This window comes from Pseudomonas sp. S12(2018), from assembly GCF_024355235.1.
GTDB classification, from domain to species: domain Bacteria; phylum Pseudomonadota; class Gammaproteobacteria; order Pseudomonadales; family Pseudomonadaceae; genus Aquipseudomonas; species Aquipseudomonas palmensis.
The window spans coordinates 154,717-170,465 of the sequence record NZ_QLAD01000001.1 but is presented as its reverse complement, the minus strand read 5'-3'; the positions used below and the strand labels follow the sequence as shown (position 1 = coordinate 170,465).

13 protein-coding genes are annotated in these 15,749 nt (G+C 62.7%); 9 read left to right on the top strand and 4 right to left on the bottom strand.

What is annotated here, in order from left to right:
- Positions 1 to 56 precede the first annotated feature (56 nt).
- From mupP to DN388_RS00845, 3 genes are all read right to left on the bottom strand, one after another.
- Positions 57 to 728, bottom strand: coding sequence for an N-acetylmuramic acid 6-phosphate phosphatase MupP (gene mupP, locus DN388_RS00855; RefSeq protein WP_043862672.1), 672 nt, complete (start codon positions 726 to 728; stop codon positions 57 to 59).
- Positions 729 to 730: 2 nt separating this feature from the next.
- Positions 731 to 1,429, bottom strand: a complete 699-nt coding sequence (ubiG, locus tag DN388_RS00850) for a bifunctional 2-polyprenyl-6-hydroxyphenol methylase/3-demethylubiquinol 3-O-methyltransferase UbiG (RefSeq protein ID WP_254996390.1) — start codon at positions 1,427 to 1,429, stop codon at positions 731 to 733.
- A gap of 61 nt (positions 1,430 to 1,490) precedes the next feature.
- Positions 1,491 to 2,822, bottom strand: a complete 1,332-nt coding sequence (locus tag DN388_RS00845) for a TRZ/ATZ family hydrolase (protein ID WP_254996388.1) — start codon at positions 2,820 to 2,822, stop codon at positions 1,491 to 1,493.
- A 109-nt stretch (positions 2,823 to 2,931) separates the two neighbouring features.
- On the opposite strand from DN388_RS00845, the gene mtnA reads away from it, so the two are divergent.
- The 9 genes from mtnA (at position 2,932) to DN388_RS00800 (ending at position 14,823) form a co-directional block, all read left to right on the top strand.
- On the top strand, positions 2,932 to 4,008 hold the full coding sequence (gene mtnA / locus DN388_RS00840; RefSeq protein ID WP_254996385.1) for an S-methyl-5-thioribose-1-phosphate isomerase: 1,077 nt from the start codon (positions 2,932 to 2,934) through the stop codon (positions 4,006 to 4,008).
- Between the two features lie 257 nt (positions 4,009 to 4,265).
- The gene (gene gyrA / locus DN388_RS00835; RefSeq protein ID WP_054915857.1) at positions 4,266 to 6,905 is read left to right on the top strand and encodes a DNA gyrase subunit A; all 2,640 of its coding nucleotides are present in this window, start codon (positions 4,266 to 4,268) and stop codon (positions 6,903 to 6,905) included.
- A 99-nt stretch (positions 6,906 to 7,004) separates the two neighbouring features.
- A complete protein-coding gene (serC, locus tag DN388_RS00830) occupies positions 7,005 to 8,090 on the top strand; it encodes a 3-phosphoserine/phosphohydroxythreonine transaminase (RefSeq protein WP_043862751.1) in 1,086 nt (361 codons plus the stop codon).
- Positions 8,090 to 9,184 (top strand): prephenate dehydratase, encoded by a 1,095-nt coding sequence (gene pheA / locus DN388_RS00825; protein ID WP_043862677.1) that lies wholly within the window; start codon positions 8,090 to 8,092, stop codon positions 9,182 to 9,184. The genes serC and pheA overlap by 1 nt, the downstream gene beginning before the upstream one ends.
- 40 nt (positions 9,185 to 9,224) lie before the next feature.
- Positions 9,225 to 11,462, top strand: coding sequence for a bifunctional prephenate dehydrogenase/3-phosphoshikimate 1-carboxyvinyltransferase (locus DN388_RS00820; RefSeq protein WP_043862678.1), 2,238 nt, complete (start codon positions 9,225 to 9,227; stop codon positions 11,460 to 11,462).
- The gene (gene cmk / locus DN388_RS00815; protein ID WP_078479772.1) at positions 11,459 to 12,145 is read left to right on the top strand and encodes a (d)CMP kinase; all 687 of its coding nucleotides are present in this window, start codon (positions 11,459 to 11,461) and stop codon (positions 12,143 to 12,145) included. The genes DN388_RS00820 and cmk overlap by 4 nt, the downstream gene beginning before the upstream one ends.
- 124 nt (positions 12,146 to 12,269) lie before the next feature.
- Positions 12,270 to 13,946 (top strand): 30S ribosomal protein S1, encoded by a 1,677-nt coding sequence (rpsA, locus tag DN388_RS00810; protein WP_043862680.1) that lies wholly within the window; start codon positions 12,270 to 12,272, stop codon positions 13,944 to 13,946.
- Positions 13,947 to 14,262: 316 nt separating this feature from the next.
- Positions 14,263 to 14,556: an integration host factor subunit beta gene (gene ihfB, locus DN388_RS00805; protein WP_043862681.1), complete on the top strand. Its 294-nt coding sequence runs from the start codon at positions 14,263 to 14,265 to the stop codon at positions 14,554 to 14,556.
- 24 nt (positions 14,557 to 14,580) lie between these two features.
- On the top strand, positions 14,581 to 14,823 hold the full coding sequence (locus DN388_RS00800; protein WP_058541036.1) for a lipopolysaccharide assembly protein LapA domain-containing protein: 243 nt from the start codon (positions 14,581 to 14,583) through the stop codon (positions 14,821 to 14,823).
- 13 nt (positions 14,824 to 14,836) lie between these two features.
- On the opposite strand, the gene DN388_RS25335 is transcribed toward DN388_RS00800, so the two are convergent.
- Positions 14,837 to 15,742: a hypothetical protein gene (locus DN388_RS25335; RefSeq protein WP_303626973.1), complete on the bottom strand. Its 906-nt coding sequence runs from the start codon at positions 15,740 to 15,742 to the stop codon at positions 14,837 to 14,839.
- Positions 15,743 to 15,749 lie beyond the last annotated feature (7 nt).

The window sequence follows — 15,749 nt, the reverse complement described above, 5'->3', positions numbered from 1 at the left end:
GATGCGGTGTTGCAGGAGCCGGCTGTGCCGGCGAAGCTTTTGGCGGGTGTCGGCGATCAGCAGCCGCACAGGGCGCTGTCGAGCACCTTGCGCAGGTCCAGCGGATGATCGACCACCACGTCCGCGCCCCAGTTGTTGGGGTTGTCCTCTGGATGAATATAGCCGTAGCGCACCGCTGCGGTGCGGGTGCCGGCGTCGCGGCCCGACTCGATGTCGCGCAGGTCGTCACCCACGAACAGCACGCTGGCCGGGTCCAGGTTCAGGGTCTTGCAGGCCAGGATCAGCGGCTCGGGGTCGGGCTTGCTGTTCTTCACGTGATCCGGACAGATCAGCAGCGACGAACGCTCGGCCAGGCCCAGCTGCTGCATGATCGGCTCGGCGAAGCGTACCGGCTTGTTGGTGACCACGCCCCACAGCAGGTTGCCTTTTTCGATGTCGGCCAGCAGCTCGGCCATGCCGTCGAACAGCTTGCTGTGCACCGCGCAATCCTTCTGGTAGCGCTCGAGGAATTCCAGGCGCAGCGCCTCGAACTCGGGGGCTTCGGGGCTCATCGCGAACGCGGCGGCGACCATGGCTCGGGCGCCACCGGAAATCACCTCGCGAATCCGTTCATCGTCGATTGCCGGCAGGCTGCGGTCGGCCAGCATGGCCTGGCAGATGGCGATGAAATCCGGCGCCGTGTCGAGCAGGGTGCCGTCCATGTCGAAAAGTACTGCTCGCAAACGCATGCTCATTCCTCGCGCAGGGTCTGGATCATGTAGTTGACGTCGACGTCGCTGGCCAGTTTGTAGTGCTTGGCCAGCGGGTTGTAGGTCAGGCCGATGATGTCCTTGACGCTCAGGCCCGCTTCGCGGCTCCAGGCGCCCAGTTCGGACGGTCGGATGAATTTCTTGAAGTCATGGGTGCCGCGCGGCAGCAGCTTCATGATGTATTCCGCACCGATGATGGCGAACAGGTAGGCCTTGGGGTTGCGGTTGATGGTGGAGAAGAATACCTGGCCGCCGGGCTTGACCATGCGGTAGCAGGCGCGGATCACCGAGGAGGGGTCGGGTACGTGCTCGAGCATCTCCAGGCAGGTGACCACGTCGAACTGCTCGGGCATTTCCTCGGCCAGGGCTTCGGCGGTGATCTGCCGGTACTCCACCTCGACGCCGGACTCCAGCTGGTGCAGGCGGGCGACGGCCAGCGGCGCTTCACCCATGTCGATGCCGGTGACGGTGGCACCCCGCAGGGCCATGGCCTCGCTGAGAATGCCGCCGCCGCAACCGACGTCGAGCACTTTCTTGCCGGCCAGCTTGACCCGCTCGTCGACCCAGTTGACCCGCAGCGGATTGATGTCGTGCAGTGGCTTGAATTCGCTTTCGCGGTCCCACCAGCGGTGGGCCAGGGCTTCGAATTTGGCGATTTCGGCGTGGTCGACGTTGCTCATGGAACGGTCCTCAGAAACTTTGATAATTCGCTACAGGTCGGCAGCCGTGGCTGCCGACGGGTTATTCGTGCTGGCCGCCGATACGCTGGCCCCAGCCACAGGCGCTGGCATGCAGGGCCTGTTCGTCGAGCCGGGTGAGGCGGCGCTCATCGAGCAGTTGCCGGCCGGCCACCCAGACGTGTCTTGCGCAGTCCCGCCCGCTGGCATACACCAGTTGCGAGACCGGGTCGTAGATCGGCTGCTGGGCCAGGCCCGACAGGTCGAATGCCACCAGGTCGGCAGCCTTGCCCAGCTCCAGCGAGCCGGTTACGGCCTCCAGGCCCAGGGCGCGGGCGCCGTTGAGGGTTGCCATGCGCAATGCGCGATGGGCATCCAGGGCGCTGGCCGAACCTGACACGGCCTTGGCCAGCAGGGCCGCGGTACGGGTTTCGCCCAGCAGGTCGAGGTCGTTGTTGCTGGCGGCGCCATCGGTGCCTATGGCTACGTTGACGCCAGCCTGCCACAGGCGTTCCACCGGGCAGAAGCCGCTGGCCAGCTTGAGGTTGGATTCAGGGCAGTGCACCACGCTGGTGTTGCTTTCTACCAGCAGGGCCAGGTCGTCGTCGCTGACCTGGGTCATGTGCACGGCCTGCAGGCGCGGGCCCAGCAGGCCGATGCGTGCCAGGCGCGCCAATGGCCGCTCGCCGCACTGGTCGATGGACTGCTGCACCTCGAAGGCGGTCTCGTGCAGGTGCATGTGCACCGGCGCGTCCAGCTCTTCGGCGATCACCCGGACCTTTTCCAGGTTGGCGTCGCTGACCGTGTACGGTGCGTGCGGGCCCAGGGCCACGGTGATGCGCGGATGGTGGCGCAGGTCGCCGAACAGCTCCACGCCCAAGTGCAGGCCTTCGTCGAAGGTGCGGGCGCCGGGAATCGGGAAGTCCAGCAACGGCACTGCGATCTGCGCGCGCATGCCGCTGTCGTGCACGCATTCGCTGGCGATCTTGGGGAAGAAGTACATGTCCGAGAAGCAGGTGATGCCACCCTTGAGCTGTTCGGCAATGGCCAGGTTGGTGCCGTCACGCACGAAGGCTTCATCGACCCAGCGGGCTTCGGCGGGCCAGATGTGCTCCTGCAGCCAGGTCATCAGCGGCAGGTCGTCGGCCAGGCCGCGAAACAGCGTCATCGCGGCGTGGCCGTGGGCGTTGATCAGGCCGGGGGCGAGCAGGCAGCCGGGCAGCTCGCGCACCTCGGTGGCCTGCAGGCGCAGGGCGTCTTCGCGCGGGCCGATGAAGGCGATAAGGCCGTCGCGGATACCGATGCCGTGGCCCTTGAGAACCACCCCGGCCGGTTCGACGGGCACCAGCCACGAGGGCAGGAGCAACAGGTCGAGGGGAGGGGCAGGCTTGGGCATGTGCGAAAATCCCGGTATCGCGGAAGGTGGGGGCGAAGTATACCCGAGCGTCCGCGGCTGGGGCTCGTTATAATCGTGCGCTTTTGATGTCCGAATGACGGGGTGAGGCATGCGCGATCGACTGTTGGCTGCGGAGAAGGTGACGGCCATCGATTGGCGGGATGGTGCCCTGTATCTGCTCGACCAGCGTGCGCTGCCGTTCGAGCAGCGCTGGCTGGCGTATAACGATGCCGTCGGGGTGGCCGAGGCCATCCGCACCATGGTGGTGCGCGGCGCCCCGGCCATCGGCATCAGTGCGGCCTATGGCCTGGTGATGGCGCTGCGCCAGCGCCTGGCGGATGGCGATGACTGGGAAATGGCTCTGGAAGAGGACTTCGAGCTGCTGGGCGAAGCCCGTCCCACCGCCGTCAACCTGTTCTGGGCACTGAACCGCATGCGCGAGCGGCTGTTGCGGATAAAGGCCGGGGATGACGTGCTGGCGATCATGCTGGCCGAAGCCGAGGCCATCCACGAAAGCGACCGTGAAGCCAACCTGACCATGGCCCAACTGGGCGCCGAGCTGATCCGCAGGCACCAGGGCAGCGAGCAGGCCATCCTCACCCACTGCAATGCCGGCGCGCTGGCCACGGGCGGGTTCGGCACTGCGCTGGGGGTGATTCGCGCCGCGTACCTGGAAGGCATGGTGGAGCGGGTGTACGTGGCCGAGACCCGGCCCTGGCTGCAAGGGTCGCGGCTGACCGCCTGGGAGCTTGCCGGCGAAGGGGTGCCGGTGACCATTGGCGTCGATTCCGCCGCCGCACACCTGATGAAGACCAAGGGCATCACCTGGGTGATCGTCGGCGCCGACCGCATCACTGCCAATGGCGACGTGGTCAGCAAGATCGGCACCTACCAGCTGGCGGTCAATGCCATGCACCATGGGGTTCGCTTCATGGTGGTGGCGCCCAGTTCGAGCATCGACCTCAACCTGGCCAGTGGCGAGGAGGTGGCGCTGGAGGAGCGGGATGTCAGCGAGCTGCTGGAGGTGGGCGGCGAACGGGTCGGGGCCGGGGTAGAGGCCTTCAATCCGGTGTTCGATGTGACGCCGGCAGACCTGATCGACGTGATCGTGACCGAAAAGGGCATCGTCGAGCGTCCGGACGCGGCCAAGATGGCGCAGTTGATGTGCCGCAAGCGGTTGCATTGAGGTCCGCGCCGCGCCCTTTGCCGGCAAGCCGACCTCAGATCCGGCGGCGGTTTGCCATACTCCCAAGCCTATCGGGACTGTGGTAACATCCGACGGTTTCCAAGACCGCCTCCCGAGGCGGTCTTTACTGCGCAGATCCATGGCATAACTCGTTGATTTGTCGTAAGTCGCTGCCGGTCATCTGCTTGCAGCGGCGAGCTTCGTTCGTCCCATATGGATGTGACGAGGTTTCACCAGAAAAAGGAATCAGGCTTCTCATGGGCGAACTGGCCAAAGAAATCCTACCGGTCAATATCGAAGACGAACTGAGACAGTCCTACCTCGACTACGCGATGAGCGTCATTGTCGGGCGTGCACTGCCCGATGCGCGTGATGGCTTGAAGCCCGTGCATCGCCGCGTTCTGTTTGCGATGAGTGAACTGGGTAACGACTGGAACAAACCGTACAAGAAATCCGCCCGTGTGGTCGGTGACGTGATCGGTAAGTATCACCCCCACGGTGATACTGCGGTCTACGACACCATCGTCCGTATGGCCCAGCCGTTCTCGCTGCGCTACCTGCTGGTGGACGGCCAGGGCAACTTCGGTTCGGTGGACGGCGACAATGCCGCGGCCATGCGATACACCGAAGTGCGCATGACCAAGCTGGCGCACGAGCTGCTGGCAGACCTGCACAAGGAAACCGTCGACTGGGTGCCCAACTACGACGGCACCGAGCAGATTCCGGCGGTCATGCCGACCAAGATCCCGAACCTGCTGGTCAACGGCTCCAGCGGTATCGCCGTGGGCATGGCGACCAACATTCCGCCGCACAACCTCGGTGAAGTCATCGACGGTTGCCTGGCGCTGATCGACAACGCCGACATCACGGTCGATGAGCTGATGCAGTTCATTCCGGGGCCGGACTTCCCGACTGCCGCGATCATCAACGGTCGCCAGGGCATCATCGAGGCCTACCGCACCGGTCGCGGGCGCATCTACATGCGTGCCCGCTCGACGGTCGAGGACATCGACAAGGTCGGTGGCCGCCAGCAGATCGTGATCACCGAGCTGCCGTACCAGCTGAACAAGGCGCGGCTGATCGAGAAGATCGCCGAGCTGGTCAAGGAAAAGAAACTCGAGGGCATCACCGAGCTGCGCGACGAGTCCGACAAGGACGGCATGCGCATCGTCATCGAGCTGCGCCGTGGCGAAGTGCCGGAGGTGATCCTCAACAACCTCTATGCCCAGACCCAGCTGCAGGCCGTGTTCGGCATCAACATCGTGGCGCTGATCGACGGCCGTCCGCGGGTGCTGAACCTCAAGGACCTGCTCGAGGCGTTCGTGCGTCACCGCCGCGAGGTGGTCACCCGCCGTACCGTGTTCGAGCTGCGCAAGGCCCGTGAACGCGGTCATATCCTCGAGGGCCAGGCGGTCGCACTGTCCAACATCGACCCGGTCATCGCCCTGATCAAGGCTTCGCCGACGCCGTCCGAGGCCAAGGAAGCGCTGATCGGCACGCCGTGGGAGTCCAGCGCCGTGCAGGTGATGGTCGAGCGCGCCGGCGCCGATTCCTGCCGCCCGGAAACCCTCGACGAGCAGTACGGCCTGCGTGATGGCAAGTACTACCTTTCGCCCGAACAGGCCCAGGCCATCCTGGACCTGCGCCTGCACCGCCTGACCGGCCTGGAGCACGAGAAGCTGCTGGCCGAGTACCAGGAGATTCTCAAGCAGATCGGCGAGCTGATTCGCATCCTGAACAACGCCGAGCGCTTGATGGAAGTGATCCGCGAAGAGCTGGAGCTGATCCGCGCCGAATATGGCGACGTGCGCCGCACCGAGATTCTCGATGCACGCCTGGACCTGACCCTGGGTGACATGATCCCGGAAGAGGACCGCGTGGTGACCATCTCCCACGGCGGCTACGCCAAGACCCAGCCGCTGGCGGCCTACCAGGCCCAGCGCCGTGGCGGCAAGGGCAAGTCGGCCACCGGCGTCAAGGACGAGGACTACATCTCGCACCTGCTGGTCGCCAACAGCCACACCACGCTGCTGCTGTTCTCCAGCAAGGGCAAGGTGTACTGGCTCAAGACCTACGAAATCCCCGAGGCGTCGCGTGCCGCACGTGGCCGTCCGCTGGTGAACCTGCTGCCGCTGGGCGAGGGCGAGGTCATCACCACCATGCTGCCGGTGGAGGAATACACCGAAGGTCACTTCATCTTCATGGCCACCGCCAACGGCACCGTGAAGAAGACCCCGCTGGAGCAGTTCAGTCGTCAGCGCAGTGTCGGCCTGATCGCGCTGGAGCTGGACGAAGGCGACATCCTGATTTCCGCCTCCATCACCGATGGTGAGCGCGAGGTCATGCTGTTCTCCGATGCCGGCAAGGTCACCCGCTTCAAGGAGTCCGACGTGCGTGCCATGGGGCGTACCGCCCGCGGTGTGCGCGGCATGCGCCTGGCCGAGGGGCAGAAGCTGATTTCGATGATCATCCCCGAAGAAGGCAGCCAGATCCTCACCGCTTCCGAGCGTGGTTTCGGCAAGCGTACCGCCATCGCCGAGTTCCCCGAGTACAAGCGTGGTGGCCAGGGCGTCATCGCCATGGTCAGCAACGATCGCAACGGCCGTCTGGTGGGTGCGGTACAGGTGCAGGAAGGCGAGGAGATCATGCTGATTTCCGACCAGGGCACCCTGGTGCGTACCCGTGTCGGCGAAGTCTCCAGCCTGGGCCGCAATACCCAGGGCGTGACGCTCATCAAGCTGGCCAGCGACGAGACCCTGGTGGGTCTGGAGCGGGTGCAGGAGCCGTCCGACGAGGAAGACGACGAAGACTTCGTGGCGGATGCCGAGGCTGACGTGGACGCCGGCGAAGGGTCGCCACTGGACGCTGCAGCTGACGAAGAGACGCCGCAGGAATAAATTGTAGTAGCGCAACCTATGGGAGCGGCTGTGGGGGCGGGCAGGCCCGCCACTGCGGTGTCTGCTCCCACAGACATCAAGAGCAGAGCGAGAGTGGATGTGAGCAAACGAGCCTTTAACTTCTGCGCAGGCCCTGCTGCGCTTCCTGAAGCTGTGCTACAGCGTGCCCAGGCAGAAATGCTGAACTGGCGCGGCAAAGGCCTGTCGGTCATGGAGATGAGCCACCGTAGCGACGACTACGTGGCCATTGCCGAGAAGGCCGAGCAGGACCTGCGCGACCTGATGTCCATCCCCTCCAACTACAAGGTGCTGTTCCTGCAGGGCGGCGCCAGCCAGCAGTTTGCCGAGATCCCGTTGAACCTGCTGCCCGAGGGCGGTACGGCCGACTACATCGAGACCGGCATCTGGTCGAAAAAGGCGATCGAGGAAGCGCGTCGCTATGGCAACATCAATGTCGCCGCCAGCGCCAAGCCTTACGATTACCTGGCCATCCCGGGTCAGAACGAGTGGAACCTGACCAAGGACGCCGCCTACCTGCATTACGCCTCGAACGAGACCATCGGTGGTCTGGAATTCGACTGGGTGCCGCAGACCGGTGACGTGCCGCTGGTGGTGGACATGTCCTCGGACATCCTCTCGCGTCCGGTCGACGTGTCGCAGTTCGGTCTGATCTACGCCGGTGCGCAGAAGAACATCGGCCCCAGCGGCCTGGTGGTGGTGATCGTGCGTGAAGACCTGCTGGGCCGTGCCCGCAGCAGTTGCCCGACCATGCTCGACTACAAGGTCGCGGCCGACAACGGCTCGATGTACAACACCCCGGCAACCTATTCCTGGTACCTCTCGGGCCTGGTGTTCGAGTGGCTCAAGGAGCAGGGCGGTGTCGCTGCCATGGAGCAGCGCAACCGCGCCAAGAAGGACCGCCTGTACGGCTTCATCGACAAGAGCGACTTCTATACCAACCCGATCAGCAGCAATGCCCGTTCCTGGATGAACGTGCCGTTCCGCCTGGCCGACGAGCGCCTGGACAAGGCGTTCCTGGCGGGCGCCGACGAGCGTGGCCTGCTCAACCTCAAGGGTCACCGTTCGGTGGGCGGCATGCGTGCCTCGATCTACAACGCCCTGGGCCTGGATGCCGTGGAGGCACTGGTGGCCTACATGGGTGAATTCGAGAAGGAACACGCCTGATGTCCGAACAGGAACTCAAGGCCCTGCGCGTGCGCATCGACAGCCTCGACGAGAAGATCCTCGAGTTGATCAGCGACCGTGCGCGCTGCGCCCAGGAAGTCGCCCGGGTCAAGACTGCGACCCTGGCAGAAGGCGAGGTGCCGGTGTTCTACCGGCCCGAGCGCGAGGCGCAGGTGCTCAAGCGCGTGATGGAGCGCAACAAGGGCCCGCTGGGCAACGAGGAAATGGCCCGGCTGTTCCGTGAAATCATGTCGTCGTGCCTGGCCCTGGAGCAACCGCTCAAGGTCGCCTACCTGGGGCCTGAGGGCACCTTTACCCAGGCCGCAGCCATGAAGCACTTTGGCCATGCCGTGATCAGCAAGCCGATGGCGGCCATCGACGAGGTATTCCGCGAAGTGGTCGCCGGCGCGGTCAATTTCGGCGTGGTGCCTGTGGAAAACTCCACCGAAGGTGCGGTCAACCACACCCTGGACAGCTTCCTCGAGCACGACATGGTGATCTGCGGCGAAGTCGAGCTGCGCATTCACCACCACCTGCTGGTGGGCGAGAATACCAAGACCGACAGCATCAGCCGTATCTACTCCCACGCCCAGTCGCTGGCCCAGTGCCGCAAGTGGCTGGATGCTCATTATCCGAACGTCGAGCGGGTGGCGGTATCGAGCAATGCCGAAGCTGCCAAGCGGGTCAAGGGCGAGTGGAATTCGGCGGCGATCGCCGGTGACATGGCGGCCGGCCTGTACGGTCTGACACGCCTGGCGGAGAAAATCGAAGACCGTCCGGACAATGCCACGCGCTTCCTGATGATCGGCAACCAGGAAGTGCCGCCGACCGGTGATGACAAGACCTCGATCATCGTTTCGATGAGCAACAAGCCGGGTGCGCTGCACGAACTGCTGGTACCGTTCCACGAGAACGGCATCGACCTGACCCGCATCGAGACCCGTCCGTCGCGCAGCGGCAAGTGGACCTACGTGTTCTTCATCGACTTCGTCGGCCACCATCGTGACCCGTTGATCAAGGCGGTGCTGGAGCAGATCAGCCAGGAGGCGGTGGCCCTGAAGGTACTGGGCTCGTATCCGAAGGCGGTGCTCTGAGGTATGCCAATGCGTGATGTTCTGAACAGGGTCCTGCTCCGTGGTTGAAGTCGTAAAGCAAGGCGGGCCCGTCATTGGCCGGCTGGTGGTGGTGGGCCTGGGCCTGATTGGCGGCTCGTTCGCCAAGGGCCTGCGCGAAAGTGGCCTGTGCCGCGAGGTGGTCGGTGTCGACCTGGACCCGCAGTCGCGCAAGCTGGCGGTCGAGCTGGGTGTGGTCGACCGTTGTGAAGAGGACCTGGCTGCGGCCTGTGTCGGGGCTGACGTGATCCAGCTGGCGGTGCCGATCCTGGCCATGGAAAAGCTCCTGGCGCGCCTGGCGCAGCTTGACCTGGGTGCGGCGGTGCTGACTGATGTGGGCAGCGCCAAGGGCAACGTGGTGCGTGCTGCGCGCGAAGCCTTTGCCGAGAAACTGCCGCGTTTCGTGCCTGGCCATCCGATCGCGGGCTCCGAGCAGAGTGGGGTGGAGGCCTCCAATGCCGCCCTGTTCCGTCGTCACAAGGTGATTCTCACGCCGCTGGCAGAAACCGACCCGGCCGCCCTGGCGCTGGTCGATCGCCTGTGGCGTGCACTGGATGCCGATGTCGAGCACATGCAGGTGGAGCGCCACGACGAAGTGCTGGCGGCAACCAGTCATCTGCCGCATCTGCTGGCTTTCGGCCTGGTCGATTCGCTGGCCAAGCGCAATGAAAACCTCGATATCTTCCGTTACGCTGCCGGTGGGTTCCGCGATTTCACAAGAATCGCCGGAAGCGACCCGGTCATGTGGCATGACATCTTCCTCGCCAATCGCGAGGCTGTCCTGCGCACACTGGATACATTTCGCAGCGACCTCGACGCCTTGCGCGACGCGGTCGATGCAGGGGATGGGCACCAGCTGCTGGGCGTTTTCACCCGCGCCCGGGTTGCCCGCGAGCATTTCAGTAAAATCCTGGCCCGTCGGGCCTATGTGGACGCTATGAACTCCAACGACCTGATTTTCCTGGCACAACCTGGTGGCCGCCTGTCCGGCCGTATTCGCGTACCAGGCGACAAATCGATTTCCCACCGCTCGATCATGCTCGGCTCCCTGGCCGAAGGCACCACCGAGGTGGAAGGCTTCCTCGAGGGTGAGGATGCGCTGGCGACCCTGCAGGCGTTCCGCGACATGGGCGTGGTCATCGAAGGCCCGCACCATGGTCGCGTGACCATTCACGGGGTGGGGCTCAATGGCCTCAAGCCGCCGCCTGGCCCGATCTACCTGGGCAACTCGGGTACCTCGATGCGCCTGCTGTCCGGCCTGCTGGCCGCGCAGCCGTTCGACACCGTGCTGACCGGCGATGCTTCGCTGTCCAAGCGCCCGATGAACCGTGTGGCCAACCCGCTGCGCGAAATGGGTGCGGTCATCGAGACCGCCGCCGAGGGCCGCCCGCCGATGACCATCCGCGGTGGCCATACGCTCAAGGCGCTGGATTACAAACTGCCGATGGCCAGTGCCCAGGTCAAATCCTGCCTGTTGCTGGCCGGCCTGTATGCCCAGGGCAAGACTACTGTCACCGAGCCTGCGCCTACCCGTGACCATACCGAGCGCATGCTGCGCGGTTTTGGCTACAGCGTGAGCGTCGATGGCCCTACCGCCTCGCTGGAGTCCGGTGGCAAGCTGACCGCCACCCACATCGAGGTGCCGGCCGATATCTCCTCGGCGGCCTTCTTCCTGGTCGCGGCCTCGATTGCCGAGGGTTCGGAGCTGGTACTGGAGCACGTCGGCATCAACCCGACCCGCACTGGTGTCATCGACATTCTGCAGCTGATGGGCGGCGATATCACCCTGGAAAACCAGCGTGAAGTCGGCGGCGAGCCGGTGGCCGACCTGCGAGTGCGCGGCGCCAGGCTCAAGGGTATCGAGATTCCGGAGCACCTGGTGCCCCTGGCGATCGACGAGTTCCCGGTGCTGTTCGTGGCTGCGGCCTGTGCCGAAGGGCGTACCGTGCTGCGCGGCGCCGAAGAGCTGCGGGTGAAGGAGTCGGATCGCATCCAGGTCATGGCCGACGGCCTGCTGGCGCTGGGCGTGAAGTGCGAACCTACCCCGGACGGCATCATCATCGACGGCGGCAGCATCGGTGGTGGCGAAGTGCATGGGCATGGCGACCACCGTATCTCCATGGCCTTCAGCGTCGCCTCGCTGCGCGCTTGCGCGCCGATTCGCATCCATGACTGTGCCAACGTCGCCACCTCGTTCCCCAACTTCCTCGCGCTGTGTGCCGAAGTCGGCATCCGCGTAGCTGAAGAGGGCAAGTCGTGAACGCGCTGGCACCGGTCATCACCATCGACGGGCCTAGCGGTTCTGGCAAGGGTACCGTTGCCGGCATGCTGGCCCGCGAGCTGGGCTGGAAGCTGCTGGATTCCGGGGCTCTGTACCGCCTCCTGGCATTCGCCGCCGGCAACCACGGTGTCGACCTGACCAATGAAGAACTGCTGGTCAAGCTGGCCGCCCATCTGGACGTGCAATTCATCGCCGCCGAGCCGGGCAAGTTGCAGCAGATCATCCTCGAGGGGGATGATGTGAGCAATGTGATCCGTACCGAAACCGTGGGCGCTGGCGCATCGATGGTGGCTTCGCTGCCGGCGGTGCGTGATGCGCTGCTGCAGCGCCAGCGGGCGTTTCAGGAGTCGCCCGGCCTGATCGCTGATGGGCGCGACATGGGGACGGTGGTGTTTCCAGGCGCGCCCTTGAAGATTTTCCTCACGGCCAGCGCCGAGGAACGGGCGCGTCGTCGTTACTTGCAGTTGAAGGGCAAGGGCGATGATGTTAGTCTGTCGAGTCTGCTAGATGAGATACGTGCGCGTGATGAGCGCGACACCCAGCGCGCAGTGGCCCCGCTCAAGCCGGCGGCCGATGCAATCCAGCTGGATTCCACGGAATTGTCCATCGAACAGGTGTTGCAACGCATCAGAAGCGAGATCGCACTTCGCGATATCGCCTGATACAGGGCGGCATGCAGGGGCACCAGTCAACGTCCTGCAGGCTTTCCCTTTATATGAACGAAACCCACATTGTCTGGAATGTGGCTGATGGGCGTATGTCTCGCCCTAATCTACAGGAATTAAAATGAGCGAAAGCTTTGCAGAACTCTTTGAAGAAAGCCTGAAAACCCTCAACCTTCAACCAGGTGCGATCATCACCGGTATCGTTGTCGATATCGACGGTGACTGGGTTACTGTCCACGCCGGTCTGAAGTCCGAGGGCGTCATCCCGCTCGAGCAGTTCTACAACGAAGCTGGCGAGCTGACCATCAAGGTCGGTGACGAAGTTCACGTTGCGCTGGACGCGGTCGAAGACGGCTTTGGCGAAACCAAGCTGTCCCGTGAAAAAGCCAAGCGCGCCGAGTGCTGGATTGTTCTGGAAGCAGCTTTCGCCGCCGAAGAAGTGGTCAAGGGCGTTATCAACGGTAAGGTTAAAGGCGGCTTCACTGTCGACGTTAACGGTATCCGTGCGTTCCTGCCGGGCTCCCTGGTTGATGTCCGCCCTGTGCGCGACACCACCCACCTCGAAGGCAAAGAGCTGGAATTCAAGGTCATCAAGCTGGACCAGAAGCGCAACAACGTTGTCGTTTCCCGTCGCAGTGTCCTGGAAGCCGAAAACAGCGCCGAGCGCGAAGCTCTGCTGGAATCGCTGCAGGAAGGCCAGCAAGTCAAAGGTATCGTCAAGAACCTCACCGACTACGGCGCATTCGTTGACCTGGGCGGCGTTGATGGCCTGCTGCACATCACCGACATGGCCTGGAAGCGTATCAAGCACCCGTCGGAAATCGTCAACGTTGGCGACGAGATCGACGTCAAGGTACTGAAGTACGATCGTGAGCGTAACCGCGTTTCGCTGGGCCTGAAGCAACTGGGCGAAGACCCATGGGTTGCTATCAAGGCACGTTACCCAGAAAGCACCCGCGTCATGGCGCGCGTCACCAACCTGACCGACTACGGCTGCTTCGCAGAGCTGGAAGAAGGCGTGGAAGGCCTGGTACACGTTTCCGAAATGGACTGGACCAACAAGAACATCCACCCTTCGAAAGTCGTACAAGTCGGCGACGAAGTGGAAGTCATGGTTCTGGACATCGACGAAGAGCGTCGTCGTATCTCCCTGGGCATCAAGCAGTGCAAGTCGAACCCATGGGAAGACTTCTCTGGCCAGTTCAACAAGGGCGACAAGATCTCCGGCACCATCAAGTCGATCACCGATTTCGGTATCTTCATTGGTCTGGACGGCGGCATCGACGGTCTGGTTCACCTGTCCGACATCTCCTGGAACGAAGTTGGCGAAGAAGCCGTACGTCGCTTCAAGAAGGGCGACGAGCTGGACACCGTCATCCTGTCGGTTGACCCAGAGCGCGAGCGTATCTCCCTGGGTATCAAGCAGCTGGAAGACGATCCGTTCTCCAACTACGTTGCTGTCAACGACAAAGGCGCTATCGTAAAAGGTATCGTTAAAGAAGTTGACGCCAAGGGCGCTATCATCACCCTGGCCGACGATATCGAAGCCACTCTGAAAGCTTCCGAAATCAGCCGTGACCGCGTTGAAGACGCGCGTAACGTCCTGAAGGAAGGCGAAGAAGTTGAAGCCAAGATCATCAGCGTTGACCGCAAGAGCCGCGTAATCAACCTCTCCATCAAGTCGAAAGACGATGCTGAAGAGAAAGAAGCAATCCAGAGCCTGAAAGCCGCTCCGGAAGCTGCCGCCGATACCACCATGGCTGCACTGCTGCGCGAAGCAATGGCCAAACAGAACTGAGTTCTGCTTGATCATTAAAAAGGGCGACTTCGGTCGCCCTTTTTTGTGCCTGCGATTCATGTCTGTTTGCGGATGAGTCTGCAGGGGGTCCCATGCCTTCCTGTGTTCCGCCAGGGCGGATTCGTCCACGTCAGGGCGAAGCAAATGCGCCAATCCCTTGCCCCGCCTCACCTGCGGGCAGCGGCACTCACTTGTCACCCTTGTGTGCAAATCTTGAAAATTTTATTAAGTCAAGAACCACCCTGTTCAAATCAGCTAGGGCGTGCTACAAACAGAGTAAGCAATGATCTAGCTGCTTGATAAAGAAGGGAAAAATATGACGAAGTCGGAGCTGATCGAACGTATTGTCACCCATCAAGGGCTGCTTTCATCGAAGGATGTGGAGTTGGCCATCAAGACCATGCTTGAGCAGATGTCCCAGTGCCTGGCTACAGGGGATCGAATCGAGATCCGCGGCTTTGGCAGCTTCTCGCTGCATTACCGGGCGCCGCGCCTGGGTCGTAACCCGAAGACGGGGCAGTCGGTGAGTCTGGACGGCAAGTTCGTGCCGCATTTCAAGCCCGGTAAAGAGTTGCGTGATCGGGTCAACGATGAGGAGGAGGGCGCATGATGGCCGCTGAGCAAGGAGCAAGTCATGCGTAACCTCAAGCGTGTAGTGCTGGCGCTGGTGGTGCTGGCCGTTGCGGCGGTGGTGCTGCTGTTTGTGCTGGAGAACCAGCAGTCGGTGGCATTGGTGCTGTTTGGGTGGGCTGCGCCGGCGTTGCCCGTTGCGGTGATTGTGCTGGTTGCGCTATTGATGGGGCTCGCTGTAGGCCCACTGTTGGGAATGTACATTGCCCTGCGCGTCAAAGGCCGTGTTCGCCGCTCCAGTGTCTGAGGTCAGCCCGATTTCAGCTAGCGGAGTAATGGAGAGCACTAAAAAATAGGACTTTTCCTACAACTGTCCCCTCAGATTCTGGCAACGTGCCCGCACGATTCTGTGGAGTAATAGCGCTCCATAAACACGCATTGAACGGGCTCGTATGGTTTTTCCCGCTATTACACACCGCGGCGCCACCCAAGGCGTAACCGGCTCCTGTCACCAGCTTCATCTTAATGTTGCCCACAGCCTGCTGATCCATTGCGGCCTGTTTCAGGGTGACAAGCCGAGCCCTGCCGCCAGCCTTGAAGTCGACTTCCCGGTCGAGGGCATCGAGGCCCTGTTGATCAGCCATGTTCACATCGACCATGTAGGGTGTATTCCCTAACTGCTCGCCCCGGGTTTCAATGGCCTGATCATCTGCAGCCAGCCTTCTGCCAGGCAGTTGCCGCTGGTGTTGGAAGATACATTCAAACTCGGCGTTACACTTGACCAGAACACGGTAGACCACTGCCTCAAGCACGTAGAGGAAGCCATCATTGCCGTGGCTTACGACCAATGGCATGCGCTCATCAGTTCCCCGGAGCTGCTCTGCAATATCTGCCTTCAGCGTGCGGGGCATGTGCAGGGGGCTGCTTGCATCGAGTGTGATATCGACTACCCGAAAGCCGCGACCAGCAAGCGCGTTGTGTTCTCCGGAGACCTTGGTGCGGCCCACACACCGTTGTTGCATCCGCCTAAATCGCCAGAGCGCGCCGACATCCTGGTGCTGGAAAGTATCTACGGCGACCGCCTGCATGAAGACCACACTCACCGCCAGCAACGGCTCGAGCAGGCAACAGATCAGGCCTTGGCTGACCATGGCACCTTCCTCATTCCGGCATTCAGTGCCGGCCGTACCCAAGAACTGCTCTACGAAATCGAAGACATCCTCCATCGCAAGG

Bases quoted from the DNA above. Each gene is read 5' to 3' on its own strand.
- mupP (WP_043862672.1), bottom strand. From the start codon at position 728: ATGCGTTTGCGAGCAGTACTTTTCGACATGGACGGCACCCTGCTCGAC.
- ubiG (WP_254996390.1), bottom strand. From the start codon at position 1,429: ATGAGCAACGTCGACCACGCCGAAATCGCCAAATTCGAAGCCCTGGCC.
- DN388_RS00845 (WP_254996388.1), bottom strand. From the start codon at position 2,822: ATGCCCAAGCCTGCCCCTCCCCTCGACCTGTTGCTCCTGCCCTCGTGG.
- mtnA (WP_254996385.1), top strand. From the start codon at position 2,932: ATGCGCGATCGACTGTTGGCTGCGGAGAAGGTGACGGCCATCGATTGG.
- gyrA (WP_054915857.1), top strand. From the start codon at position 4,266: ATGGGCGAACTGGCCAAAGAAATCCTACCGGTCAATATCGAAGACGAA.
- pheA (WP_043862677.1), top strand. From the start codon at position 8,090: ATGTCCGAACAGGAACTCAAGGCCCTGCGCGTGCGCATCGACAGCCTC.
- rpsA (WP_043862680.1), top strand. From the start codon at position 12,270: ATGAGCGAAAGCTTTGCAGAACTCTTTGAAGAAAGCCTGAAAACCCTC.
- ihfB (WP_043862681.1), top strand. From the start codon at position 14,263: ATGACGAAGTCGGAGCTGATCGAACGTATTGTCACCCATCAAGGGCTG.
- DN388_RS00800 (WP_058541036.1), top strand. From the start codon at position 14,581: ATGCGTAACCTCAAGCGTGTAGTGCTGGCGCTGGTGGTGCTGGCCGTT.
- DN388_RS25335 (WP_303626973.1), bottom strand. From the start codon at position 15,742: ATGGAGGATGTCTTCGATTTCGTAGAGCAGTTCTTGGGTACGGCCGGC.